Origin of the sequence: Aeromonas sp. FDAARGOS 1408 (assembly GCF_019048665.1) — a bacterium.
GTDB classification, from domain to species: domain Bacteria; phylum Pseudomonadota; class Gammaproteobacteria; order Enterobacterales; family Aeromonadaceae; genus Aeromonas; species Aeromonas dhakensis.
On record NZ_CP077394.1, the window covers coordinates 787433 to 811710 of the forward strand.

Consider the following 24278-nt stretch of genomic DNA (forward strand, 5'->3'; position numbering starts at 1 on the left):
TTCACTTAAGCCATGAGAGACATGCCAATGAGTGCAATCACCATCTATCACAATCCAGAGTGCGGCACCTCCCGTAACACCCTCGAGCTTATTCGCAACAGCGGCGTCGAGCCGACCGTCATCCACTATCTGGAGACGCCCCCCTCACGCGATGAGCTGGTGGCGCTGATCGCCGCCATGGGGATGCCGGTGCGCGAGCTGCTGCGCAAGAACGTGCCTCCCTATGAGGCGCTCGGGCTGGCGGAAGATCGCTTCAGCGATGACGCACTGATCGACGCCATGCTGGCCCACCCCATCCTCATCAACCGTCCCATAGTGGTCACCCCCCTTGGCACCCGACTGTGCCGCCCGTCGGAGTTGGTGCTCGATATATTGCCCGATCAGCAAAAAGGGGCCTTCGCCAAGGAAGATGGCGAGCAGGTGGTGGACGAGCACGGCAAGCGGCTGCGTTGACAGGGAGCGGGGCCGAGCGTCACCGGCTGACCCGGACGGTGCAGATGCACTTACCGGGTGGGCGCCGGATCTGCTACTGTGACCCTCGACTCATCACAGCGGGGGAAACAGCATGAAGATTCGATTCCTGGTGATAGCCACGGCACTGGCGCTGACCTCGGCCCCTGGTCTGGCCGACTGGGCCAAGGTGAAGGCGGCCGCGACCGAGCTTGGCAACGCGGTGAGCGACACCAGCAAGGAGGCGTGGCAGAGCGTCACCGATTTCTCCAAGGCGACCTGGGCCTCGGTTTCCCAGTGGGGCTCGGAGGCGTTCAATACCGCCGGCGCCTGGACCGACAAGAGCGTGGCCACCGGCAAGGAGTGGCTGGCGGTGGCCGACAAGAAGCTCGACGAGATGCTGGAGCCCAAGACGGCGGACGAGGCGCGCCTTGCCCTCAATACCATGGCCGACACCGCCCTGGTGCGGCTGTTCAACGAACAGCCCTCGGCCAAGCTGTTGTTTGACAAGGCATACGGCTATGCGGTGTTCGACTCGCGCAAGTTCTCCCTGATGCTGCACACCAACCAGGGGGCTGGGGTGGCCGTCAACCGTGCCACCGGCAAGCACACCTACATGAAGATGTTCGGTGCCGGGCTGGCGGCCGGGCTGGGCGGCAAGTTCTATCAGCAGGTGATCCTGTTTGAGGACAAGGCCAGGTTCGATGCCTTCGTCAGCCAGGGCTGGGAAGCCACCTCCGAGGTGGGTGCCGTGGCGGGCAAGGAGAGCGCCGAGTTGACCGCCAAGTACAACGGCGGCATGGCCATCTACCAGATCGGCGAGAAGGGACTGCTGCTGGACGCCAATATCTCTGGCTCCAAGTACTGGGTGGACAAGGATCTGACCCGCTGATTGAGCAGAGGCTTCGCCCTCGCCAGTTTTTCTTCACACGGCGCGGATTGCCGTCTGTTTAATTGGTGCGAATTACAGTAAAAAGAGGGCCTTAGGCCCTCTTTTTTATGGGCGCAGCCAGGTTCGTCAGCAAGACAAGGAGAGTGGCATGACACAAGCATCAGCACAGGACGGGGCAGATGGAGCCCTGCGTCGGGAGTGGGACAAGCAGAGCATCTATCTGCGCCTGCAGGAGGGGATCCCCACGGCCTTCTGGGTCAGCGGGGATCTGGTCTCCCCCCTCGAGCCCGGCGCCGAGGGGTCGGCATACCAGGGCCACTTCGGCTGGGGGCGTGCCGACGAGGCGACCATGGCTCTGGCGCAGGCCATCGTCGCCAGGCTGGTGGCGGTAGGACTGGTTCCCCCCGAGCTGGCGGCGAGCCGCGCGGGCTACCTGCATGACGAGGTACTGGTCAAGCTGCCCGCCGGGGAGCACTACGATCTCCACCTGAGCTATCTGAGGCTGCTGCTGGGGGAGGGGGCCGTGCCGCGCCCCTGAGGGGCCGGCTCATCATCTGGTGACCACAAGAATCCCAGCTTCGAGGGTACTTCTCCCTAATTGGCACTCTTATTGCTTGGAGCCTGTCAGTGTCAATGATTTGTCTGGGGATGAAATATGGAAATCAGTGCAAGCAGCCTGATGCAAGAGATGCAGGCCCTCAAGGTGGAAGCCGGCGCCACGCCGCTCACCCAGCCTGGCCGTCAGGTCAGCTCCGATTTTGGTCAACTGCTGCAGCAGGCCCTAGGCAACGTCAACGAGCTGCAAGGGGCCGCCAACGATCTGCGCACCCGTTTCGACATGGGCGACAACTCGGTCGACCTGTCCGAAGTGATGATCGCCGGACAAAAATCCTCCATCGCCTTCGAGGCGACGGTGCAGGTGCGCAACAAGATGGTCGATGCCTACAAGACCATCATGAACATGCCGGTGTAACTCAGGCCCATGGCGACTGAGCATCATGAACATGTCAGCAATAAGGACATAAATCGTGGCTACTGATCAAAACGGCGAACTGCTGATGAACGATGAGGGCACCGCCGCCCTCGATGAGAATGAGCAGAAGAGTTCGGCACTCGGCTTCCTCTCCAACACGGACGTGCTGCGCCAGATCACCCTGATCCTGGGGCTGGCCATCTGTCTGGCCATCGCCGTTTTCATCCTGTTGTGGGGCAAGGAGCCGGACATGCGTCCTCTTGGCACCTACACCACCCAGGAGCTGGTCAAGACCCTCGACTTCCTCGATCAGCAGAAGATCCCCTATCAGGTGGATGGCAAGAGCGTGCTGGTCAATGCCGAAAACTTCTCCAACATCCGGCTGGCGCTGACCCGTGCCGGTCTGGCCAACGCCACTGACGCCAGCACCGACGGGGAAGACATCCTGCTCAAGGACTCCAGCTTCGGGGTCAGCCAGCGGATGGAGAGCGAACGCCTCAAGCTGAGCCGCGAGCGCCAGCTGGCCAGCGCCATCGAACAGTTCCAGAACGTGGCCAAGGCCCAGGTGCTGCTGGCCATTCCGAAAGACAACGTGTTTGCCCGCAACGAACGCAAGCCCAGCGCCACCGTGGTGCTGAGCCTCAAGGGCAATGCCCTCGGTCAGGGGGAAGTGGACTCCATCGTCGACATGGTGGCCTCCGCCGTGCACGGTCTGGAGCCGACCCGCGTCACCGTGACCGACCAGAATGGCCGCCTGCTCAACTCCGGCTCCCAGGATCCCGTCTCTGCCCAGACTCGCAAGGAGTTTGCGATGCAGCAGAAGCAGGAGCTGGAATACAAACAAAAAATTGACGCCATCCTGATCCCGGTGCTCGGCGCCGACAATTATACGGCGGAGGTCGACCTCTCCCTCGACTTCTCCCAGCAGGAGCAGACCCGCAAGACCTACAACCCGGACCTGCCGGCGGTGCGCTCCGAAATGACCATGGAAGAGAACAGCGCCAATGGCAGCAACGGTGGCGTGCCCGGCGCGCTCTCCAACCAGCCGCCCGCTGCCTCCAACATTCCGCAGCAGGCGACCGGCCCCAACGCCGAGACCACCGCCTCCAGCTCCGGCCGCTCCCGCAAGGAGGCGACCCGCAACTTCGAACTGGATACCACCGTCAGCCATATCCGGCGCCAGATGGGTGGCATTCGCCGCATGACCGTCTCGGTGGCGGTGGACTACAAGTCGGCCACTGCCGCCGATGGCAAGGTGAGCCGCGAGCCGCGCACCCAGGCCGAACTCGATACCCTGCGTCGTCTGCTGAGCGGCGGCCTTGGCTTTGATGTGACCCGTGGTGATACTCTGGAGGTGGTTGCCATCCCGTTCAACCGGCCCGAGCTTGAAAACGTGGCCGAGGCGCCGCTCTACGAGCAGCCCTGGTTCTGGCGCGCGGTGCGCATCGCTGCCTCCGTGCTGGTCATCATAGTGCTGATCGTCACCGTGGTGCGCCCCATGCTCAAGCGCCTGCTCTATCCGGATGCCAAGCCGGAAGGGGAACTGGATTTCGACAACCACACCGTGCTGGGTGGGGATGACGAGCTCAGTCTGCTGGCGGCTCAGGCCGAAGCCGAGCCGGTGTTCGGGGTACGTGACGGCCATCTGAAACTGCCGGATCTGCACCGTGACGAAGACTTGCTCAAGGCGGTACGTGCCCTGGTGGCGAACGAACCGGATCTGGCCGCACAGGTCATTAAAGAATGGGTAGCGAACAAAGATGGCTGACGAAAACAAGACACAGGTCACCGGCAATGACATCACCGACAGTCAGCGCCAGATCCTGGATCAGATGAGCGGCATGGAGATGGCGGCGGTATTGATGCTGAGCCTCAACGAAGAGGACGCCGCCCAGATCTTCCGCCATCTCGAGCCCAAGCAGGTGCAGCGGCTCGGCATGTCGATGGCCTCCATGTCGGATTTCAGTCACGACCGGGTGGCGGCGGTTCACCGTCAATTCATCGACGACATCCAGAAGTACACCAACATCGGTATCGGCAGCGAAGACTTCGTGCGCAAGGCCCTGGTGGCCGCTCTTGGCGAAGACAAGGCCAGCAACCTGGTGGATCAGATCATCCTGGGGTCCGGTGCCCGCGGCCTCGATTCCCTCAAGTGGATGGATGCCCGCCAGGTGGCCAGCATCATCCAGAACGAACACCCGCAGATCCAGACCATCGTCCTCTCTTATCTGGAGCCGGAGCAGTCCGCCGAGATCCTGAGCCAGTTCCCGGAGCAGGTGCGCCTGGATCTGGTGATGCGCATCGCCAACCTGGAAGAGGTGCAACCGGCGGCGCTGCAAGAGCTCAACGACATCATGGAGAAACAGTTCGCCGGTGCGGCGGGTGCCCAGGCAGCCAAGATGGGCGGCCTGAAGGCGGCGGCCAACATCATGAACTACCTCGACACCAACATCGAGGGTCAGCTGATGGACTCCATCCGCGAGTCGGACGAGGAGATGAGCCAGCAGATCCAGGACTTGATGTTCGTGTTCGAAAACCTCATCGACGTGGACGATCGCGGCATCCAGACCATGCTGCGGGAAGTGCCTGGCGATCTGCTGCAGCGGGCCCTCAAGGGCTCCGACGACCAGATGCGCGAGAAGATTTTCAAGAACATGTCCAAGCGGGCCGCCGAGATGCTGGCAGACGATCTGGAGGCCATGGGGCCGATCCGGGTCTCCGAAGTGGAAGCCGCCCAGAAGGAGATCCTCTCCATCGCCCGCCGTCTGGCGGATGCCGGCGAGATCATGCTGGGTGCCGGTGGCGGCGAGGAGTTCCTCTGATGAGCGCTCGCATCGACGTGCATAGCACTCCCGGTAGCGTGATGACGAGGAGTGTGGCAACCAGATGAACAACAATAAACTGCGCGGCTATGTCAGACCCGACGGGGACGAGAGCCAGGTTCAGACCTGGGGCTGGCCGGAGATGGAGGTCGAGGCCGAGGTCGAAACCAATGCCCTCGGATTGACCCCGGACTGGTATCGGCAGGAGGAAGAGGTGCCGGTCGAAGAGCCGGCCGAGGAGCCGGCCCCCAGCATCACCGCCGAGGAGCTGGAAGCCATTCGCCAGGCTGCCTGGGAAGAGGGGATGGCCGAGGGGCGTGAGGCCGGTTACGCCAAGGGGCTCGAGGAGGGCAAGCTGGAAGGCTTGCAGCAGGGCCATGCCGCCGGACTGGAGCAGGGCAAGGAGGAGGGGCTGGCCCTCGGCCGCGAGCTGGTGGAGCAGCAGATGAACCACTGGCAGGGGCTGATCGATCGCCTCGCCAACCCGCTCAAGGAGCTGGACAGCGCGGTGGAGCAGCAGCTCATCGCGCTGGTGATGCAACTGGCCCGCGCCCTCATCCGTCACGAAGCCGAGACCTCGCCCAGGCTGCTGCTCGAAGCGCTCAAGCAGGGGCTGGCGCTGCTGCCCGCCGCCGAGCTGGGGGTCACCCTGATGCTGCATCCGGACGATCTGGCCCGGGTCGAGCAGGCATTTGGCGCCGAGGAGTGTGCCAAGCGCCACTGGCGACTGCAAAGCGATCCCACCCTCTCCCCTGGCGATCTGCAACTGGCCACCGAGCTCTCCAGCATTGATCTGACCCTCTCCGGGCGCATCGACCAGCTGCTGCGCAACTTTCTGCGGGACAATGCCGGCCAGGATGGCCGCGGCTAGCGGCCTTGCCTGCTTGCCCTGCCTATTTTTCAACGCATTCAACACCAGCTTTCAGGAGGCCGGATGAGCGGCTCGTTACTCAATCGGTTGCAGGGGTATCGGGTACGCGATATCGCCCCCAAACCCCCGGTGGCCGGCAAGCTCACCCGGGTGGTGGGCTTGACCCTGGAGGCCATCGGCTGTCGCGCCGCCATCGGGGCACTCTGTCGCATCGATACCCAGGACGGTTCGCTTGAGGCCGAAGTGGTCGGCTTCTCCGGCGATCGCCTGTTTCTGATGCCGAGCGAACAGCTCAAGGGGGTCATTCCCGGCGCCCGGGTGGTGCCCATCACCGAGGAGCACGGCATTCCTGTCGGCATGAACCTGCTGGGCCGGGTCATCGACGGCATCGGCCAGCCGCTGGATGGGCTCGGTCCCATCCTCTCTTCCCAGACGGTGCAGTTTGCCCAGCACCGCATCAACCCGCTCTCTCGCCGCCCGATCCATCAGCCGATGGACGTGGGGGTGCGCGCCATCAACGCCGTGCTGACCGTGGGGCAGGGCCAGCGGATGGGGCTGTTTGCCGGCTCCGGCGTCGGCAAATCCGTGCTGCTCGGCATGATGACCCGCGGCTCGGTGGCCGACGTGGTGGTGGTGGGGCTCATCGGTGAACGGGGCCGCGAGGTGAAGGAGTTCATCGAGGAGATCCTGGGGGAGGAGGGGCGCGAGCGCGCCGTGGTGGTGGCGGCGCCGGCCGATGCCTCGCCGCTGATGCGGCTCAAGGGGTGTGAAACGGCGCTGGCCATCGCCGAGTACTTCCGCGATCAGGGGCTCAACGTGCTGCTGCTGATGGATTCGCTCACCCGTTACGCTCAGGCCCAGCGCGAAATCGCCCTGGCGGTGGGCGAGCCGCCGGCCACCAAGGGGTATCCGCCCTCGGTGTTCGCCAAATTGCCGGCGCTGGTGGAGCGGGCCGGCAACGGCAGCGACGGCCAGGGCTCGATCACGGCGTTTTTCACCGTGCTGACGGAAGGGGACGATCTGCAGGATCCCATCGCCGACGCGGCGCGGGCCATCCTCGATGGTCACATAGTGCTGTCGCGCGAGCTGGCCGACTCCGGCCACTACCCGGCCATCGACATCGAGAAGTCCATCAGCCGGGTCATGCCCATGGTGACCTCGCCGGAGCACATGGAGCTGGCGCGCACCCTCAAGCAGTTCTACTCCCTCTACCAGCAGAACCGGGATCTCATCACCATCGGTGCCTACAGCCAGGGCTCCGATCCCCGCATCGACCGGGCCATCATCCAGAAACCCTATCTGGATCAGTTCTTGCAGCAGGGAATGCGCGAGGTCATTCACTACGATGCCGGCCTGCAGGCCCTGCAGCTGGTGGCCATGCCGCTGATGCGTTGACGAGAAGATGAAGGGGAGGCGTGACCATGAGTAAAGGCTTGATGATGTTGTCGGAGCGGCTGGTGGAGGCCGAGCAGCAGGCCGCGCTGGCGCTGGCCAAGGCCCAGCAGGATCTGAAAATCTTCCTAGAGCAGCAGGATGCGCTCAACCAGTACCGCCAGATCTACCACCAGCAGTGGACCGACCGTGGCCTGCAGGGGATCGGTGCCCAGCAGAACAGCCAGTATCACGCCTTCATCAACAAGCTCGAGCAGGCGGCGACCCAGCAGTACGAAGGGGTGCTGCAGGTACGCCAGGCGCTGGAGCTGCGCCGTGAAGAGTGGCTGGCCGCCCAGCAGCGGCGCAAGGCGGTGGAGCTGCTGCTGGCCAAGCAGGCGGGGCGCGAGCAGCTTAAAGCCCAGCGCCAGGAGCAGAAGATGCTGGATGAGTACGCCACGCTGCGCCGTTTCCACCATTCTGGCCTGTAACTTGCTTTCTTCTTGCCATCCCGTGTGCGCCTCACTCCCTGCGGGGAGCTGAGGAGAAACCCGAAGCCGAATGCCGTCAGGAATCTTCACCATGATGCAGACACTGTTAACCAATTCTTCCGCCGCACCGACAGCCGCCGCTGCCGACAAGAGTGCGGTGCTGACGGCGAGTCAGGATGGTAGCGAAGGAGCCCTGCAGAGCGACGGCAAGGGTGGCTTTTCCGAGGTGATGAGCCGGGTGCAGCAGGCCGGCAAGGGCAATGCCAAAGCCGATGGCCATGTTGCCAACGCTGCTGGCAAGGCCACGTCGCGGCCCGGTACTGGGCAGGAGCGGGCCGGTGCCGTGGAGAGCGACAAGCCACTGCAGAACGCCAAGGGCGAGGCTGCCAAATCTTTGGCGAATGAAGCTGAAGAGGCCGCTGGTGCCGACGACAAGCCACAGAAGGGGAGCGATCCCGACCCCGCCCTCGCCCCCAACGACTTCCTGCAGCGTCTGCAGGATGCCCTCAAACAGGACACCTCCCTGGTCGCCCCGGCGGCCATCACTCTGGTCGCCAGCACCCCAATAGTCGAGACGGACGGCAAGATGTTGCCGCCGGATGACGCGCAGGCTGCGTCGGCCGAGGCATCGGCCACCCTCACCCAGCCGCTCGCCGGCAGCGGTGACAAGCAGGGGACGACGACTGCTGCCGCCGCGCTGGCCCGTCAGGCTGCCAGCTTGCTCACGGGCGAAACCAGTGTGCCGGTTGATGCGAAAGACACGCAGCCGGATGCCGTCATGACAGATGACGCCGCCCTGACGGCTCAGTTGCAGGAAGCCGGGAAAGAGGGCAGTGGTAAGGAGAACGGCGCCGGTGGCGCCAATGCCGACCAACATGCCGATAAAAATGGTAAAGATACCAAGGGGAGTAAAAGTGAGCTCTCCGCCGCCGAGCGGGCGGCCTTGCAAAGCAAGGTGCCAGCCGCTGCCGCGGTAAGCGGACAGGATAAGGAGAACGTCCAAATCCAGGTGGAGGGCGCCGACAAGGGGGCCAAGCCTGTGGTGCCGCCCATGGCCGGCAAGGATGAGCCTGCCAAGCCTTCCCCGCTGCAGACCACCCACAGCACAGTGGCCGCTCAGCCGGGCGCAGCTAGGGCGTTTGCCGAGGGGATGAGCCGGGCCGATGGCGAGGCGAACCTGACCTCTGAAAAGGCGCCGCCGCAGAGCGTTGCCGAGGGAGATGGCCACTCCAGACCCGCAACGGCGGCCAAGACGGAGAGCCAGCCAGCGCCTGCAGCCGGCAGCACTCAGGCACCGGCCGCTCCCCCGAGCGAACCCGTGCTGGTGGCGCCGCAGCAGGTGCTGGCCAGCAGTGAGCCTCAGGGCCCGCAAGCCTCCCTGGCCAGCCTGTCGGCCGGACTCAAGCAGATGGAAGCCACCGAGCGCAGCGACAGCGCCAGAGGCAGAAGCGAGGTCAAGGTTGACCTGAAACAGAAGGCTGCAGAGCTGGCTCGCGGCACCAGCCAGGGTAGCAGTGAGACGACCGCCACCCCGGAGAGCAGCCACAGCCAGCAGGTACAACAGAACAGCCAGCCCCAGGCGGTCGGTCATGACAACCGGCCTGCCACCGCCGAGCTGGCCGCGCGGCGGGATCCCGCCAATCTGCCCCACCTCAAGCTGGCCGACCCGGAGGCGCCGGCCCAGCTGCACCAGAAGGTGAACCTGATGCTGGCGGACAAGCTGCAGCAGGCGGAGATCCAGCTCGACCCGCTCGGGCTTGGCAAGATGAAGATCCAGATCCAGATAGACTCATCCAACCAGGCCAACGTGCACTTCGTGGTCCAGCACGGCCAGACCCGGGAAATGCTGGAGCAGGCCATGCCCCGGCTGCGTGATATGCTGGCAGGGCAGGGCATCCAGCTTGGCCAGACCCAGGTGCAGCAACAGCCGCAACAGCAGTCACAGGGGCAGTCTGGCTTCTCCGGTCAGGGCCAGCAGGGACAAAAAGGCAGCGGATCTTTTGCCGAAACAGGCCAAACTGAGGCAGAGGTCACGGGCGCCGGCATGAGTTTGTCGAGGGAATCGACAAACGACCGCGGAATTGATTTCTATGCTTGATGCCAGCCCGAGTAAGTTTATGATATCGAACAAGTTTGAGACTAGGGTGGACAAGGGATGGCAGACGATAACGAACTGACGCTGAAAGATCCGGCGGCAGGCAAGAAAAAGAAGCTGATCATGATTATCGCCCTGGCCGTGATTGTGCTGGGCGGTGGTGGCGCCGGTGCCTGGTTCATGCTGGCCGGCGGTGACAAGCCGGCGGCGGAAGCTGCGGGGGAGGGCAAGGATGCCAAACCCAAGGAGGCGGCGCCTCAGCCCTCGCTCTACGTGGGCATGCCGCGCCCCTTCGTGTTCAACGTCTCCGGCGGTCAGCGCGACCGGCTGGTGCAGATCAAGATCCAGCTGATGGTTCGCGGTACCGCCGACGAAACGCTGGCCAAGCAGAATATCCCCCTCATCGAAGGCACCCTGCTGCGGGTCTTCAGTGCGGCCACCAGCGAGCAGCTGATGACCTTCGAGGGCAAGGAGAAGCTGCGCAAGGATTCACTGGAAGAGTGCCGTCGGGTGCTCAATGACCTGGTCTCTTCCCCCGTTATCGAACAAGTGCTGTTTACCGGCTTTGTCATGCAATAAGGGTGAAGCGTGAGCGATCTGTTAAGTCAGGACGAAATTGATGCCCTCTTGCACGGGGTCGATGATGTCGAAGAGGAGGAGATAGGCGCGGCGGGGGATCCCGGTGTCGCCCAGTTTGATTTCTCTTCCCAGGACCGCATCGTCCGTGGTCGCATGCCGACCCTGGAGCTGGTGAACGAGCGTTTCGCCCGCCACATGCGGATCAGCTTGTTCAACATGATGCGCCGCACCGCCGAGGTCTCCATCAACGGCGTGCAGATGCTGAAATTCGGCGAATACGTCCACACCCTGTTCGTGCCGACCAGTCTCAACATGGTACGTTTCCGCCCCCTCAAGGGGACGGCGCTCATCACCATGGAGGCGCGGCTGGTCTTCATCCTGGTGGAGAACTTCTTCGGTGGTGACGGCCGCTACCACGCCAAGATCGAGGGGCGCGAGTTCACCCCCACCGAGCGACGCATCATCCAGATGCTGCTCAAGCTGGTGTTCGAGGACTACAAGGATGCCTGGGCGCCGGTGATGGACGTGGGCTTCGAGTACCTCGACTCCGAGGTGAACCCGGCCATGGCCAACATCGTCAGCCCCACCGAGGTGATCGTGGTGAGTTCGTTCCACATCGAGCTGGACGGCGGCGGTGGCGACTTCCACGTGGCCATGCCCTACTCCATGCTGGAGCCCATCCGCGAGCTGCTGGATGCCGGCGTGCAGAGCGACAAGGGCGACACCGACGTGCGCTGGAGCAAGGCGCTGCGCGACGAGATCATGGACGTCAAGGTGGAGCTGCGGGCCAAGTTGCTGGAGACCGAGCTCACCCTGCGCGAGCTGATGGAGCTGCAGCCTGGCGACATCATCCCGGTGGAGATGCCGGAGAACCTGCTGGTGTTCGTGGAGGACTTGCCCACCTTCCACGCCAAGATGGGCCGCACCAAGGACAATGTGGCGCTCAAGATCACCGACAAACTCAAACGCCCGGAAGGGGTCAAGACAGAGATGCATCTGGTGACCCGGGGCGGCGTACGCATCGATGGCGAGGCCGAGCTGGAAGAGCTCGAGCGCAGCATCGGAGACCAACAGCAATAAACGACGGCCTGCCTGGGCAGACCGTCACGAAAACAGCATAAGGAATTCAAGATGAGCGGAACTGAGGAAGAGGATCTGATGGCGGATGCCTGGGCTGCCGCGCTGGAAGAGCAGGTGACTGCCGAAGCCAAGCCCGCTCCTCTCGAGGAGCTCAAGGACGATGCCCCCATCAGTGCCGAGGAGCGGCGCAAGCTGGATACCATTCTGGATATCCCGGTCACCATCGCCATGGAGGTTGGCCGCAGCCAGATCAGCATCCGCAACCTGCTGCAGCTCAACCAGGGCTCGGTGGTGGAGCTGGATCGGGTGGCGGGCGAGCCGCTGGACGTGCTGGTCAACGGCACCCTGATCGCCCACGGCGAGGTGGTGGTGGTGAACGACAAGTTCGGTATTCGACTGACTGACGTCATCAGTCAGATTGAAAGGATCAAGAAACTCAAATGATCCGTCTCTTGTCGCTGTGGCTGCTCTCCCTCCCCGCACTGGCCGAACCCGGTGCGGGCGCCAATCCGCCCAGCCTCACCTCCTGGCTGCTCTCCAGTCTGATGGTGATTGGCCTCATCCTGGTGCTCGGTTTCCTGCTCAAGAAAAGCAAGATTGCCACCGCCATGGGCGGCGGCCAGATGCGCGTCATCGCCAGCCTGCCGGTGGGCTACAAGGAGAAGCTGCTGGTGGTCAAGGTGGGCGAGCAGCAACTGCTGCTCGGGGTGACGCCGCAGCAGGTCAACTTTCTCTATCGCCTGGAAGAGCCGCTGGACGAGAGCCAGCCCCAGGCGTTTTCCCAGCAGCTTGGCAAATTGATGGGCAAGCATGAAAAAAGCTAACGGCTCACGGCCGCACGGTCGGCTGCTGGTCGGCCTGTTATCCCTCCTGATCCTCTGCTCGCCGCTGGCGCTGGCCCAGGACGGCATGTCGGCGGTCACCATCAAGACCATGGCGGACGGCAGCCAGGAATACAGCCTGACCCTGCAGGTGCTGGCGCTGATGACGGCGCTCTCCTTCCTGCCGGCCATGGTCATCATGATGACCTCCTTCACCCGCATTATCATAGTGCTCGGCATCCTGCGTCAGGCCATCGGCCTGCAGCAGAGCCCCTCCAACCAGGTGTTGATCGGCATCGCCCTGTTCATGTCGTTCTTCATCATGTCGCCGGTGCTGGATCGCATCAACAACGAGGCGCTGCAACCCTATCTGGCCGAGACCATTCAGGCCAAGGAGGCGCTGGAGCGGGCCGAGCTGCCCATCCACCAGTTCATGCTGGCCCAGACCCGGATCAAGGATCTCAACACCTTCATGGAGATAGCGAACGTGCAGGTGGACAAGCCCGCCGACGTGCCGCTGCGGGTGCTTATCCCGGCGTTTGTCACCAGCGAGCTCAAGACCGCCTTCCAGATAGGCTTCATGCTGTTTCTGCCCTTCCTGGTGATAGACCTGGTGGTGGCCAGTATCCTGATGGCGATGGGGATGATGATGTTGTCGCCGATGCTGGTGTCGCTGCCGTTCAAGCTGATGCTGTTCGTCATGGTGGATGGTTGGAACCTCATTCTGGGATCCCTGGCCAACAGTTTTGGTCTGGGTGCCGGTGGTTAAGGGCGAACGACGCAAGGAGCGAATGGCATGAGTCCTGAAACCTTTATCGACGTCTTTCGCGAGGCGCTCTGGCTGGTCACCATCATGGTGTGTGCCGTGATCCTGCCGAGCCTCTGCGTCGGTCTGCTGGTGGCCATCTTCCAGGCCGCCACCTCCATCAACGAACAGACCCTGAGCTTTCTGCCCCGTCTCATCGTCACCCTGTTTGCGCTGGGGGCGGGGGCGCACTGGGGCCTGCAGAGTCTGATGGACTTCTTCATGCTGATGGTGAGTCAAATTCCCGAGGTGGTGGGATGAGTAGCCAGGCCGTGCGCCTGCCGCTGCCGCAGGCCGGCAAGGTGCCCGCATGACCTATACAACCGCTCTCATCATGGAGTGGTTGTCTTCCATCGTCTGGCCGTTGGCGCGAGTGAGTGGGCTGCTGATGGTGATGGCAGTATTCGGCAGCCGGCTGACCCCGGCCCGCATTCGCATCAGCCTGGCGCTGGCGCTGACCCTGATGATCGCCCCTCTCTTGCCCGCCATGCCCAGGATTGAGCTCTTCTCCGTCGGCAGTTTTCTGGTGCTGGGGCAGCAGCTGCTCATCGGCATCGCCCTCGGCCTCATGACCCAGTTTCTGATGGAAAGCTTCGTGATGGCCGGCCAGATCATCGCCATGCAGACCAGCCTGGGGTTCGCTACTCTGGTGGATCCCATGAACGGCCAGTCGGCCCCTGTGGTGGGTCAGTTCTATCTGATGCTGGCGACCCTGGTGTTTCTGGCGGTGGATGGCCACCTCATCATGCTGCGCATGGTGGTGTTGAGCTTCGAGACCCTGCCGGTGTCTGACAGCGGCCTCAGCCTGCCCTCCATCCGCGATCTGATCGGTTTTCTCGGGGTCATGTATCAGGCCTCGCTGGTGATGGCGCTCTCCGCCATCGTCGCCCTGCTGCTCATCAACTTTGCCTTCGGCGTCATGACCCGCGCCGCCCCCCAGCTCAACATCTTCAGCATCGGTTTTGCGGTCAGCATGATGTCGGGCCTGCTGATCCTCTGGCTCACCATCGGCGGCTTCCTTGGCCATTTCGACAGCATGTGGGAGCGGGTGCAGGAGACCAGTTGCACCCTCATCGGCACCCAGTGTCTGGGGGGCCAGTAAGATGGCAGTGGGGCGCCGTTATCTGCCGCAGGCCGCGCTGGCCTGCGGCCTTGCATTCGCTCTGCTGAACGGCGGCGAGCGGGCGGGCGTTTCGGCTCGCCCACTCAACCTGTGCGGGGGTCAGCATGGCTGATACTGATCAGGAACGTACCGAACAACCCACGGGCAAACGACTGCAACAAGCCCGGGAAAAAGGGCAGATTGCACGATCCAAGGAGCTGGGCACCGCCAGCGTCCTGCTGGCGGCCGTATTCGGCCTGCTGATGGTCAAGGAGAGCCTGGCCGGCGCCATGGTCAAAGTGCTCACCATGGGCTTTACCCTGGACAGGGAGCAGGCGTTCGATCCCAACGCCATGATGACCATGCTGCCGGCCCTGCTGCGCGAACTGCTGCAGCCTCTTGGTCTGCTGTTCATGCTGGTGGCCATTGCGGCCTTCGTCGGCAACGTGCTAATGGGGGGGATGAACTTCTCCTCCGAGGCCATGCTGCCCAAGTGGAGCAAGCTGAGCCCCCTCAACGGCATCAAGCGGATGTTCGGGGTGCAGTCCCTGGTCGAGCTGATCAAGTCCATCGCCAAGGTGGTGTTCATCACCCTGTTCGCCTGGTGGATGCTCTCCAGCCAGTTCAACCACCTGCTCAACCTCTCCCTCGAGGGCTACCCGGGCGGCATCATAGACGCGCTGGATCTGCTGCTGTGGATGCTGATCATCCTCTGCTGCGCCCTTATTCCCATCGTCGCCATCGACGTGCCGTTCCAGCAGTGGAACCACATGCGCCAGCTCAAGATGACCAAGCAGGAGGTCAAGGACGAGTTCAAGGACAGCGAGGGTAAACCCGAGGTGAAAGGGCGGATCCGTCGCCTGCAGATGGAGATGGCGATGCGCCGCATGATGGGGGACGTGCCCAAGGCGGACGTGGTGATCATCAACCCGACCCACTACTCGGTGGCGCTCAAGTACGATTCCGCCAAGCCCGGTAGCGCGCCCAAGGTGGTAGCCAAGGGTACCGATGAAATCGCGATGAAGATCAGGGAGATAGCCCGAGAGTACGAGATCCCTGTGATGCCCTCTCCGGCGCTGACCCGCGCCATCTACCACGCTACCGAGATTGGCCACGAGATCCCGGAGGGGCTATTTGCCGCCGTGGCTCAGGTGCTGGCCTATGTCTATCAGCTCAGGAAGTTCCGCCGTGGCCGTGGTCGTCGCCCCAACCCGCTGGCCAAGGATCTGCCCATCCCGCCCGAATTTCGCAAATGACAAACTTCTGACACAGTCAAAATAAAAGCATTGTATTTCAATGCGTTGCATTATTGGCTTGATGTTTGCTTTAATCTGGCATCAGCGGTTTGAGATTGAGAAAAACGATGAAACTCCAGGCATCATTGGGCCGTATCAAAGAGTACAAGTGGCTGTTGACCAAGGGCGTGGGGACGCCGCTGCTGGTACTGGCCTCCCTTGGTATGGTGGTGCTGCCCATCCCGCCACTGATGCTGGATATCCTCTTCTCCTTCAACATCGCCCTCTCCATCGTGGTGCTGCTGGTGGCGGTCTATACCCGCCGGCCGCTGGAATTTGCCGCCTTTCCGACCGTGTTGCTGATAGCCACCCTGCTACGTCTCGCCCTCAACGTCGCCTCCACCCGGGTGGTGCTGCTGGAAGGCCACAACGGCAGTGCGGCGGCTGGCCACGTGATCGAGGCCTTCGGCAACGTGGTGATCGGCGGCAACTACACGGTCGGCATCATCGTCTTCATGATCCTGATGATCATCAACTTCGTGGTGGTCACCAAGGGTGCGGGCCGGATCTCCGAGGTGAGTGCACGCTTCACCCTGGATGCCATGCCCGGCAAACAGATGGCCATCGACGCGGATCTGAACGCCGGCCTCATCAATCAGGAAGAGGCCAAGAAGCGTCGTCAGGACGTGACTCAGGAAGCCGACTTCTACGGCTCCATGGACGGTGCCTCGAAATTCGTGAAAGGGGATGCGGTGGCGGGGATCATGATCCTCTTCATCAACATCCTGGGCGGCTTCATCATCGGCATGGTGCAACATCAGCTGAGCTTCGGCGAAGCGGCCCAGATCTACACCCTGCTGGCGATAGGTGACGGTCTGGTCGCCCAGATCCCGTCGCTGCTGCTCTCCATCGCCGCCGCCATCATCGTCACCCGTCAGAATACCGATCAGGACATGGGTACCGCGGTGTTGGGTCAACTGTTCGACAACCCCAGAGCCCTCATCATCTCGGCCGGTATCCTGCTGATGATGGGCAGCGTGCCCGGCATGCCCCATCTGGCGTTTCTGAGCCTGGGTGGCGTCGCCGCCGCCGGTGCCTGGTGGCTGCTGCGCCGCGAGAAACAACTGGCCGCCAAGGCCGCCAAGGGCGAGCTGATGCCGGCGAACGCAGAGCAGCCTCACGAGCAGAAAGACTTGAGCTGGGACGACGTGATGCCGGTGGACATCATCGGACTGGAGGTGGGTTATCAGCTCATCCCGCTGGTGGATCGCAATCAGGGCGGCGAGCTGCTCAACCGGATCAAGGGGGTGCGCAAGAAGCTCTCCCAGGAGCTGGGTTTTCTGGTGCCTGCGGTGCATATCCGTGACAACCTGGATCTCGCCCCGAACCAGTATCGCATCACCTTGATGGGGGTCAGTACCGGCGAGGCCAATGTTTATCATGATAAGGAAATGGCCATCAATCCGGGTCAGGTGTTCGGCCAGATCCAGGGGATTGCCACCCGGGACCCGGCCTTCGGGCTGGAGGCGGTCTGGGTTGCCAAGGAGCAGGTCTCCCAGGCGCAGACCCTGGGTTATACCGTGGTGGATACCGCGACCGTGGTGGCCACTCACCTCAGCCAGATCCTCTCCAACCATGCCGCCCTGCTGCTGGGTCACGATGAAGTGCAGCAACTGCTCGACATGATAGGGAAGCATCAGAACAAGCTGGTGGAAGGGCTGGTTCCTGAGGTCATCTCCATGGGTAACCTGGTAAAGGTATTGCAGAATTTGCTCAATGAAGGCGTGCCAATCCGCGATATGCGCACTATCCTGCAGACCCTGGTGGAATATGCCCCGCGCAGCCAGGATCCGGAAGTGCTGACGGCCGCCTGCCGTATCGCCCTGCGGCGCCTGATCGTGCAGGAGATTGCCGGACCGGATCCCGAACTGCCGGTGATCACCTTGGCACCGGAATTGGAACGCATATTGCATCAATCCCTGCAGGCAGGGGGTGGTGATGGCGCTGGCATCGAGCCGGGACTGGCGGAGCGGATGCAGCGCTCGCTGGTGGAAGCCACACAACGACAAGAACTGGAAGGCCAGCCGGCCGTGCTTCTGACATCAGGGATACTGCGCAATACCCTAGCGAAATTTGTCAAGAATGCCATTCCTGGATTGCGCGTTCTGTCTTATCAGGAAGTGCCTGATGACAAGCAAATCCGCATCGTCAGTGCGGTAGGACAGAACTAGTTAGCGGAGATGACGGGTGAAGATTAAGCGGTTTTTTGCCAAGGACATGCGAACGGCTCTGGCCGAGGTCAAGGAGACTCTCGGGCCCGATGCCGTCATCATGTCCAACAAGAAGGTCACCGGTGGGGTGGAGATAGTCGCCGCTGTCGATTATCAGTCCCAGGTGCCGGGACCCAAGGACGCGCCGGTTCGCCGTCAGTTGAACGATGAGAGCGTCAATATCTCGTCTGCCGGCCGGCAGATGACGCGCTCCGCGCCGAGCCCGGCCAAAGAGCAGAATGAACACTATGCCGATACCCTGGCCGCCCTGCTGGCCCGCCAGCAAAAACTGAACCCGGCCGGCCAGGGGCTCAACGGCGTTGCGCCTGCCGCCGCCAGCGGTGCTCCCCGCACTCTGGCCGAACAGGGACAGTGGGGAAATGCTCCCGAACCGGCCAAGCCGAAGGCGAGGGCTGCCGCGCCCGGTCGTGCTCCCCAATCCCCTCAGCGGGATCAGGAGATGGAAGGGATGCGCAAGGAGATGGCCAGCATCCGCAAGCTGCTGGAGCACCAGATCTCCGGCCTGATGTGGCAGGAGGTGGAGCGCCGCGAGCCGATGCGTGCCCTGCTTATCAAGGAGCTCAAGAAGATGGGCTTCGACGATGCCTTCGCCGATCAGCTGGCCGGCATGATCCCCGAGGATATGCCGATCCATCAGGCCATGGCCCAGCTGGCCGAGGTGCTGACGGCCCAGCTCAAGATCAGCGAAGACGAGATTCTGCGCCAGGGCGGAGCGGTTGCTCTGCTCGGGCCGACCGGGGTGGGCAAGACCACCACCATCGCCAAACTGGCGGCGCGGTTTGCCATGAAGTACGGTGCCGAGCAGGTGGCCCTCATCACCACCGACAACTACCGGATCGGGGCCCATGAACAGCTGCAGACCTATGGTCGCATCATGGGCTGCCCGGTGCGCCAGGTGCGTGATGCCGAAGAGCTGGCCAATGCCCTCTATCAGTTCCGCCACCGCCGGCTGGTGCTGATCGACACGGCGGGGGTCGGGCAGCGGGATATCCGGCTGACCGAGCAGCTCGATACCCTGGTCAAGAATGCCAAGGTGCGCATCCGCAGCTACCTGGTGATGTCTGCCACTTCCCAGCGTCGGGTGATGCAGGAAGCGGTGGACCATTTCCGGCGTATTCCATTGAGCGGCTGCATACTTACCAAATTAGATGAGAGTCTGAATCTGGGCGAAGTGATTAACGTGTGTATCCAGAATGCGTTGCCCATCAGCTATATCACTGATGGACAAAGGGTTCCGGAAGATATTCAGGTCGCCAATGCGGCGCAGCTCGTCGGAGCTGCCATGGGCTCGCTGGAGCGGGAAACAGAAGAACCCTATTTCTGGGGCACAGGCTTTGGCGAGGCCGAAGATTCGGAGTTTTATGAGTAACATGTATATGGATCAGGCGAGTGGTCTGCGCAAAATGCGTCAAAACAATCGAGTAAAAGTGATCGCCGTGTCTGGTGGCAAGGGGGGCGTCGGCAAGACCAACGTAACCCTGAACGTGGCGGGAGCCATGGCCGCACAAGGCAAACGGGTGATGGTGCTGGACGCCGACCTTGGCCTCGCCAACGTGGACGTCATGCTGGGGCTGCGGGTGCATCGCAACCTCTCCCATGTATTGGCGGGCGAATGCACCATCGACGACATCATAGTCGAAGGCCCTTACGGCATGATGATAGTGCCGGCGACCTCGGGCACCCAGTCCATGGTCGAGCTCTCGCCGGTGCAACACGCCGAGCTTATCCGCGCCTTCAGCGAGATGAAGACCCAGGTCGACATCCTGCTGGTGGATACCGCGGCAGGCATCTCTGACATGGTGCTGAGTTTCACCCGTGCTGCCCAGGACATCATGGTGGTGGTCTGCGATGAACCGACCTCCATCACGGATGCCTACGCCCTCATCAAGATCCTCTCCAAGGAGCACGGGGTGTTTCGCTTCAAGGTGGTGGCCAACATGGTGCGCTCCTTGCGCGAAGGGCAGGAGCTCTACGCCAAGCTGACCCGGGTGACCGACCGCTTCCTGGATACCTCACTGGAGCTGGTTGCCTGCGTGCCTTATGACACCAATCTGCGGGCTGCCGTGCGCAAGCAGAAGCTGATTGTCGAAGCCTTCCCCAAGTCTCCGGCCGCACTGGCATTCAGAGCGCTGGCCAACAAGGCGGCAAGCTGGCCCATTCCTAACCAACCCGGCGGTCATCTCGAATTTTTCCTGGAAAATTTGCTGCAAAAGCCGGTCATAGCACAGGAAGGTTCCCGTGAATAAAGCCCAAGCGTACTTGCGTCATCAGGATTCCTACGTGCTGGTCGAGCGCCATGCTCCGCTGGTGAAGCGGATCGCCCAGCATTTGTTGGCTCGCCTGCCAAGCAGTGTCTTGCTGGATGACCTGATCCAGGCAGGTATGATTGGGTTGCTCGAAGCCTCCCGCAATTTTGATGGCAGCAAGGGGGCCAGTTTTGAAACCTACGCCGGGATCCGCATCCGCGGATCCATGCTGGACGAGATCCGGCGCGGTGACTGGGTGCCGCGCTCGGTTCACCGCAACAGCCGCACCATAGCCGAAGCCATCGAAAATGTTGAACAAACCCACGGTCGTGATGCTCGCGACACCGAAGTGGCCGCCCAGATGGGGGTCAGCCTCGCCGAGTATCACACCATGCTGCAGGATGTGTCCTGCGGCAAGATCATCGGCATCGAGGATCTTGGTGTCAGCGAGGATGTCATCGGTCACCCCGATGACGAGCCGGGCAGCAACGGCTTTGATGAACTGGCGGCCGAACGTTTCCAGGGGGCGCTGGCCGAACACATTGCCCGTCTGCCGGAACGGGAAGCGCTGGTGCTTTCCCTTTACTACGATGAAGAACTGAACTTGCGTGAAATAGGCGAGGTATTGAACGTCAGCGAGTCTCGCGTGAGCCAGATACACAGTCAGGCGATGCACAGATTACGCGCGCGTTTAAGAGATTGGCATGTATAAGTGTTTGTACTGGCTACACTGAAACAAAACTCTAAGGCATAATCCGCAAAACAAAACCTGCGATCTGCATCATGTAAGTGAGCCGCTCTGGCGGCTATTTAGGAGGGAATTTTGGACAAGAACATGAAAATCCTCATTGTTGACGATTTTTCAACGATGCGCCGGATTATCAAGAACTTGCTGCGTGACCTGGGATTCAACAACACCCACGAAGCAGACGATGGCAACACGGCCTTGCCAATGTTGAAAAATGGCGATTTTCAATTTGTCGTGACCGACTGGAACATGCCAGGCATGCAAGGCATCGACCTGCTCAAGGCTATTCGCGTCGATGACAAGCTCAAACACCTGCCGGTACTGATGGTGACTGCCGAAGCCAAGCGCGAGCAGATCATTGAAGCCGCCCAGGCAGGCGTCAATGGTTATATCGTCAAGCCTTTCACTGCTGCAACGCTCAAAGAGAAACTCGACAAAATCTTTGAACGAATCGGCTAAGGAGCAGCAGGGATGAAGGCCAAAACGAGTGCAATGATTTCGCTCGATCAGGCAAGGATGCTTGTTGCCCATCTTGAGCAAGGTGAATTCGAACAGGCCGACACTCTCATCGCCGATGCGTGTGCACCCAATGCGGCGGCCCTGTTTGACAAAGTGGGTCAGTTGACCCGACAACTGCATGATTCCCTACAAGATTTTCGGCTAGATCCCAGGATCCCCGATCTGGCCACCCATGAAATTCCCGATGCGCGGGAGCGCCTCAGCTATGTCATCGACATGACGGACAAGGCTGCCAATCGCACCATGGATGCGGTGGAAGCCAGTCTGCCCATTGCCGATCGGTTAAATGACAACATTCAACTCGTTCTGCCCAACTGGAATGCCCTGATGAGCAGAGACATGAGTGTTGGGCAATTCAAGTCTTTGTGTCACCAACTGGATGATTTTATTAAGGCTTCTGAATCTGATGCCGATAAATTACGGCAACTGCTGACAGAAATCCTGATGGCGCAAGATTTTCAGGATTTGACCGGCCAAATGATCCGCAAGGTCATCAAGTTGGTCCAGGAAGTTGAAACTAAATTAATAGAAATGCTGACTATGTTTGGTGAGGCATCTGCCGAGCATTCTTCTCGCAGCCTTCCTGTAAGCGGGATTGAAGCCGAAGGCCCCATCATGAACCCTGAGACTCGTTCCGATGTGGTCAATGGTCAGGATGATGTGGACGATCTGCTGTCTAGCCTGGGATTTTAATGGAGTGACGCATGGCCTTCGAAGTTGATGAAGACATACTGCAAGACTTTTTGGTCGAAGCATCCGAAATATTGGAACAGTTGTCTGAACAACTGGTCGACTTGGAAAAGCGACCCGATGACAAGAATCTGTTGAATGCCATATTTCGCGGCTTCCATACCGTCAAGGGCGGCGCCGGTTTTCTCTCGCTGACCGAACTGGTGGACGTCTGCCACGGTGCCGAGAACGTGTTCGACATCTTGCGCAACGGCAAGCGGACCGTGACCGCCGAGTTGATGGACGTGATCCTGCAGGCCCTGGATGCCATCAATGTGATGTTCGCCCAGGTGCAGAATCGCGAACCGCCTAGCCCTGCGTCCGCCGAAATCCTTCATGATCTGCACGAGCTCTGCAAACCCGAAGGGGAAGAGCAGCTGTTGACTGCTTCTGCAGGCAACAGTGCGCCGGTGGAGGCTGCCGCTCCCGTGGTTGAAGAGGTGGCTGTGATTGCCGAGCCGGAGCCTGCGGCCGTGCCGGAGGCCTCCGTGGTCAGCGGCGGTGGTTCCATCGATGAGATCTCGGCCGATGAGTTTGAACGCCTGCTTGACGAGTTGCATGGCGTCGGTGGAGCACCTACCGCAGCGGCCAGCCCTGCCGCGCCGAGTTCCGGCGACATCACGGATGACGAATTTGAAGCCTTGCTTGACCAGCTCCATGGTCAGGGTCAGCACGGTGGTGCTCCCGAAGTCAACCCGCTGAAGTCGGTACAGAAAGAGGTGGACGAGCTGATCGATGACGATGAGTTCGAACGCCTGCTGGATGAACTGCACGGTCGCGGTCAGAGTCCGCAGAGCAGCATGTCTGCCCCGGCGGCGCCCCAGACTCCAGCACCGGCAGCACCGGTTACTCCGGTGCCGGCAGCCAAACCTGCTCCTGCACCTGCTGCGGCCAAGCCAGCCGCCGCGCCGGCAGCGGCAAAACCGGCTCCTGCCCCGGCGCCATCGAAGCAGGCTGCGCCAGCGCCCGCCGACAGTGCGGTGCAAAGCGACACTACGGTACGGGTGGATACCAAGACGCTGGATGTCATCATGAACATGGTGGGTGAGCTGGTGCTGGTACGAAACCGTCTGGTGAGCCTCGGCATCGCCAGCAACGATGAAGACATGTCAAAAGCCGTTGCCAACCTGGATGTGGTGACGGCGGATCTGCAAGGCGCGGTGATGAAGACCCGCATGCAGCCTATCAAGAAAGTATTTGGTCGCTTCCCACGGGTGGTGCGGGATCTTGCCCGAACTCTCAAGAAAGAGATTGAGCTGGTGATGGTGGGTGAAGAGACCGATCTCGACAAGAACCTGGTGGAGGCGCTTGCCGACCCGCTGGTTCACCTGGTGCGCAACTCTTGCGACCACGGCGTCGAGATGCCGGATGTCCGCGAGAAGGCGGGCAAGCCACGGCAAGGTACCATTACCCTGAGCGCGTCCCAGCAGGGCGATCATATCCTGCTCTGCATCGAGGATGATGGTGCTGGGATGGATCCCGAGAAGCTCAAGTCCATCGCCATCAGCCGCGGTGTGCTGGATGCCGATACTGCGGCACGCATGAGCGACAACGATGCCTACAACCTGATCTTTGCTCCCGGCTTCTCGACCAAGTCAGAGATCTCCGATATCTCCGGCCGTGGCGTCGGGATGGATGTGGTGAAGACCAGCATCGTCAGCCTGAATGGCTCGGTGCATATCGATTCGACCTGGGGCAAGGGCACCCGTCTCGAGATCAAGGTGCCGCTGACCCTGGCGATCCTGCCGACCCTGATGGTGGAAGTGGGCGAACAGACGTTCGCGCTACCGCTGGGCTGTGTGAACGAGATTTTCCATCTGGATCTGAAAAAGGCCAACATGGTGGATGGACAGCTCACCATCATAGTGCGCGAGAAGGCCATCCCATTGTTCTATCTGCACAACTGGCTGGTCAGAGGCAAAAACCGAAAATCGCGTCAGGATACGGGCCACGTGGTGATTGTCCAGATTGGTACCCAGCAGATCGGTTTTGTCGTGGACAATCTGATCGGCCAGGAAGAGGTGGTGATCAAGCCGCTGGACAGCCTGCTGCAGGGGACTCCCGGCATGGCCGGGGCAACCATCACCAGCGATGGCGGTATTGCGCTCATTCTGGATGTGCCGAGTCTGCTCAAGGCGTACGCCCGTAGACATTGATA

At 61.5% G+C, this 24278-nt stretch carries 25 protein-coding genes; all 25 read left to right on the plus strand.

Annotated features, from left to right (window positions below; genetic code table 11):
* Positions 1 to 27: 27 nt before the first annotated feature.
* The 25 genes from arsC to I6L38_RS03950 all read left to right on the plus strand — a co-directional run bounded on the left by arsC (position 28) and on the right by I6L38_RS03950 (position 24276).
* A complete protein-coding gene (arsC, locus tag I6L38_RS03830) occupies positions 28 to 453 on the plus strand; it encodes a glutaredoxin-dependent arsenate reductase (protein WP_025201990.1) in 426 nt (141 codons plus the stop codon).
* Between the two features lie 112 nt (positions 454 to 565).
* On the plus strand, positions 566 to 1342 hold the full coding sequence (locus tag I6L38_RS03835) for a hypothetical protein (RefSeq protein WP_010634629.1): 777 nt from the start codon (positions 566 to 568) through the stop codon (positions 1340 to 1342).
* Positions 1343 to 1490: 148 nt separating this feature from the next.
* Positions 1491 to 1880, plus strand: a complete 390-nt coding sequence (locus I6L38_RS03840; RefSeq protein WP_054545275.1) for a hypothetical protein — start codon at positions 1491 to 1493, stop codon at positions 1878 to 1880.
* Between the two features lie 117 nt (positions 1881 to 1997).
* Positions 1998 to 2315 (plus strand): flagellar hook-basal body complex protein FliE, encoded by a 318-nt coding sequence (fliE, locus tag I6L38_RS03845; RefSeq protein WP_005298759.1) that lies wholly within the window; start codon positions 1998 to 2000, stop codon positions 2313 to 2315.
* A gap of 55 nt (positions 2316 to 2370) precedes the next feature.
* Positions 2371 to 4083 (plus strand): flagellar basal-body MS-ring/collar protein FliF, encoded by a 1713-nt coding sequence (gene fliF / locus I6L38_RS03850; RefSeq protein ID WP_005298761.1) that lies wholly within the window; start codon positions 2371 to 2373, stop codon positions 4081 to 4083.
* The gene (gene fliG / locus I6L38_RS03855) at positions 4076 to 5137 is read left to right on the plus strand and encodes a flagellar motor switch protein FliG (RefSeq protein WP_005298762.1); all 1062 of its coding nucleotides are present in this window, start codon (positions 4076 to 4078) and stop codon (positions 5135 to 5137) included. The genes fliF and fliG overlap by 8 nt, the downstream gene beginning before the upstream one ends.
* A 64-nt stretch (positions 5138 to 5201) precedes the next feature.
* Positions 5202 to 6008 (plus strand): flagellar assembly protein FliH, encoded by an 807-nt coding sequence (gene fliH / locus I6L38_RS03860; protein ID WP_201892272.1) that lies wholly within the window; start codon positions 5202 to 5204, stop codon positions 6006 to 6008.
* A gap of 63 nt (positions 6009 to 6071) precedes the next feature.
* Positions 6072 to 7403 (plus strand): flagellar protein export ATPase FliI, encoded by a 1332-nt coding sequence (gene fliI / locus I6L38_RS03865; RefSeq protein WP_005298767.1) that lies wholly within the window; start codon positions 6072 to 6074, stop codon positions 7401 to 7403.
* Positions 7404 to 7429: 26 nt separating this feature from the next.
* Positions 7430 to 7870 carry a flagellar export protein FliJ gene (gene fliJ, locus I6L38_RS03870; protein ID WP_005298769.1) on the plus strand — a complete coding sequence of 147 codons (441 nt, stop codon included), beginning with the start codon at positions 7430 to 7432 and terminating at the stop codon, positions 7868 to 7870.
* A gap of 91 nt (positions 7871 to 7961) precedes the next feature.
* Positions 7962 to 9968 (plus strand): flagellar hook-length control protein FliK, encoded by a 2007-nt coding sequence (locus I6L38_RS03875; protein WP_216989175.1) that lies wholly within the window; start codon positions 7962 to 7964, stop codon positions 9966 to 9968.
* Positions 9969 to 10025: 57 nt separating this feature from the next.
* Positions 10026 to 10544 (plus strand): flagellar basal body-associated protein FliL, encoded by a 519-nt coding sequence (fliL, locus tag I6L38_RS03880; RefSeq protein WP_005298773.1) that lies wholly within the window; start codon positions 10026 to 10028, stop codon positions 10542 to 10544.
* A gap of 9 nt (positions 10545 to 10553) precedes the next feature.
* Entirely contained in the window at positions 10554 to 11624 is a 1071-nt protein-coding gene (gene fliM, locus I6L38_RS03885) for a flagellar motor switch protein FliM (protein WP_005298775.1), read from the plus strand.
* 51 nt (positions 11625 to 11675) lie between these two features.
* Positions 11676 to 12068 carry a flagellar motor switch protein FliN gene (gene fliN, locus I6L38_RS03890; RefSeq protein WP_005298791.1) on the plus strand — a complete coding sequence of 131 codons (393 nt, stop codon included), beginning with the start codon at positions 11676 to 11678 and terminating at the stop codon, positions 12066 to 12068.
* Positions 12065 to 12448 carry a flagellar biosynthetic protein FliO gene (gene fliO / locus I6L38_RS03895; RefSeq protein ID WP_010634624.1) on the plus strand — a complete coding sequence of 128 codons (384 nt, stop codon included), beginning with the start codon at positions 12065 to 12067 and terminating at the stop codon, positions 12446 to 12448. The genes fliN and fliO overlap by 4 nt, the downstream gene beginning before the upstream one ends.
* The gene (fliP, locus tag I6L38_RS03900) at positions 12435 to 13214 is read left to right on the plus strand and encodes a flagellar type III secretion system pore protein FliP (RefSeq protein ID WP_201882533.1); all 780 of its coding nucleotides are present in this window, start codon (positions 12435 to 12437) and stop codon (positions 13212 to 13214) included. The genes fliO and fliP overlap by 14 nt, the downstream gene beginning before the upstream one ends.
* A gap of 27 nt (positions 13215 to 13241) precedes the next feature.
* Positions 13242 to 13511, plus strand: a complete 270-nt coding sequence (fliQ, locus tag I6L38_RS03905; protein WP_005298799.1) for a flagellar biosynthesis protein FliQ — start codon at positions 13242 to 13244, stop codon at positions 13509 to 13511.
* A gap of 49 nt (positions 13512 to 13560) precedes the next feature.
* The gene (gene fliR / locus I6L38_RS03910) at positions 13561 to 14352 is read left to right on the plus strand and encodes a flagellar biosynthetic protein FliR (RefSeq protein ID WP_017766596.1); all 792 of its coding nucleotides are present in this window, start codon (positions 13561 to 13563) and stop codon (positions 14350 to 14352) included.
* Between the two features lie 125 nt (positions 14353 to 14477).
* Positions 14478 to 15608 (plus strand): flagellar biosynthesis protein FlhB, encoded by a 1131-nt coding sequence (gene flhB, locus I6L38_RS03915; protein ID WP_201882534.1) that lies wholly within the window; start codon positions 14478 to 14480, stop codon positions 15606 to 15608.
* Positions 15609 to 15715: 107 nt separating this feature from the next.
* Positions 15716 to 17818, plus strand: a complete 2103-nt coding sequence (gene flhA / locus I6L38_RS03920) for a flagellar biosynthesis protein FlhA (protein WP_005298806.1) — start codon at positions 15716 to 15718, stop codon at positions 17816 to 17818.
* Between the two features lie 16 nt (positions 17819 to 17834).
* Positions 17835 to 19247, plus strand: a complete 1413-nt coding sequence (flhF, locus tag I6L38_RS03925) for a flagellar biosynthesis protein FlhF (protein ID WP_010634620.1) — start codon at positions 17835 to 17837, stop codon at positions 19245 to 19247.
* A 1-nt stretch (position 19248) separates the two neighbouring features.
* Positions 19249 to 20124 carry a MinD/ParA family protein gene (locus I6L38_RS03930; protein ID WP_010634619.1) on the plus strand — a complete coding sequence of 292 codons (876 nt, stop codon included), beginning with the start codon at positions 19249 to 19251 and terminating at the stop codon, positions 20122 to 20124.
* On the plus strand, positions 20117 to 20836 hold the full coding sequence (locus tag I6L38_RS03935; protein WP_005298811.1) for an RNA polymerase sigma factor FliA: 720 nt from the start codon (positions 20117 to 20119) through the stop codon (positions 20834 to 20836). Before I6L38_RS03930 ends, I6L38_RS03935 begins: the two co-directional genes overlap by 8 nt.
* A 111-nt stretch (positions 20837 to 20947) precedes the next feature.
* Positions 20948 to 21331: a chemotaxis response regulator CheY gene (gene cheY / locus I6L38_RS03940; RefSeq protein ID WP_010634617.1), complete on the plus strand. Its 384-nt coding sequence runs from the start codon at positions 20948 to 20950 to the stop codon at positions 21329 to 21331.
* Positions 21332 to 21343: 12 nt separating this feature from the next.
* Positions 21344 to 22084 (plus strand): protein phosphatase CheZ, encoded by a 741-nt coding sequence (locus tag I6L38_RS03945; protein WP_005298816.1) that lies wholly within the window; start codon positions 21344 to 21346, stop codon positions 22082 to 22084.
* 11 nt (positions 22085 to 22095) lie between these two features.
* A complete protein-coding gene (locus I6L38_RS03950) occupies positions 22096 to 24276 on the plus strand; it encodes a chemotaxis protein CheA (protein WP_216989176.1) in 2181 nt (726 codons plus the stop codon).
* Positions 24277 to 24278: the final 2 nt, after the last annotated feature.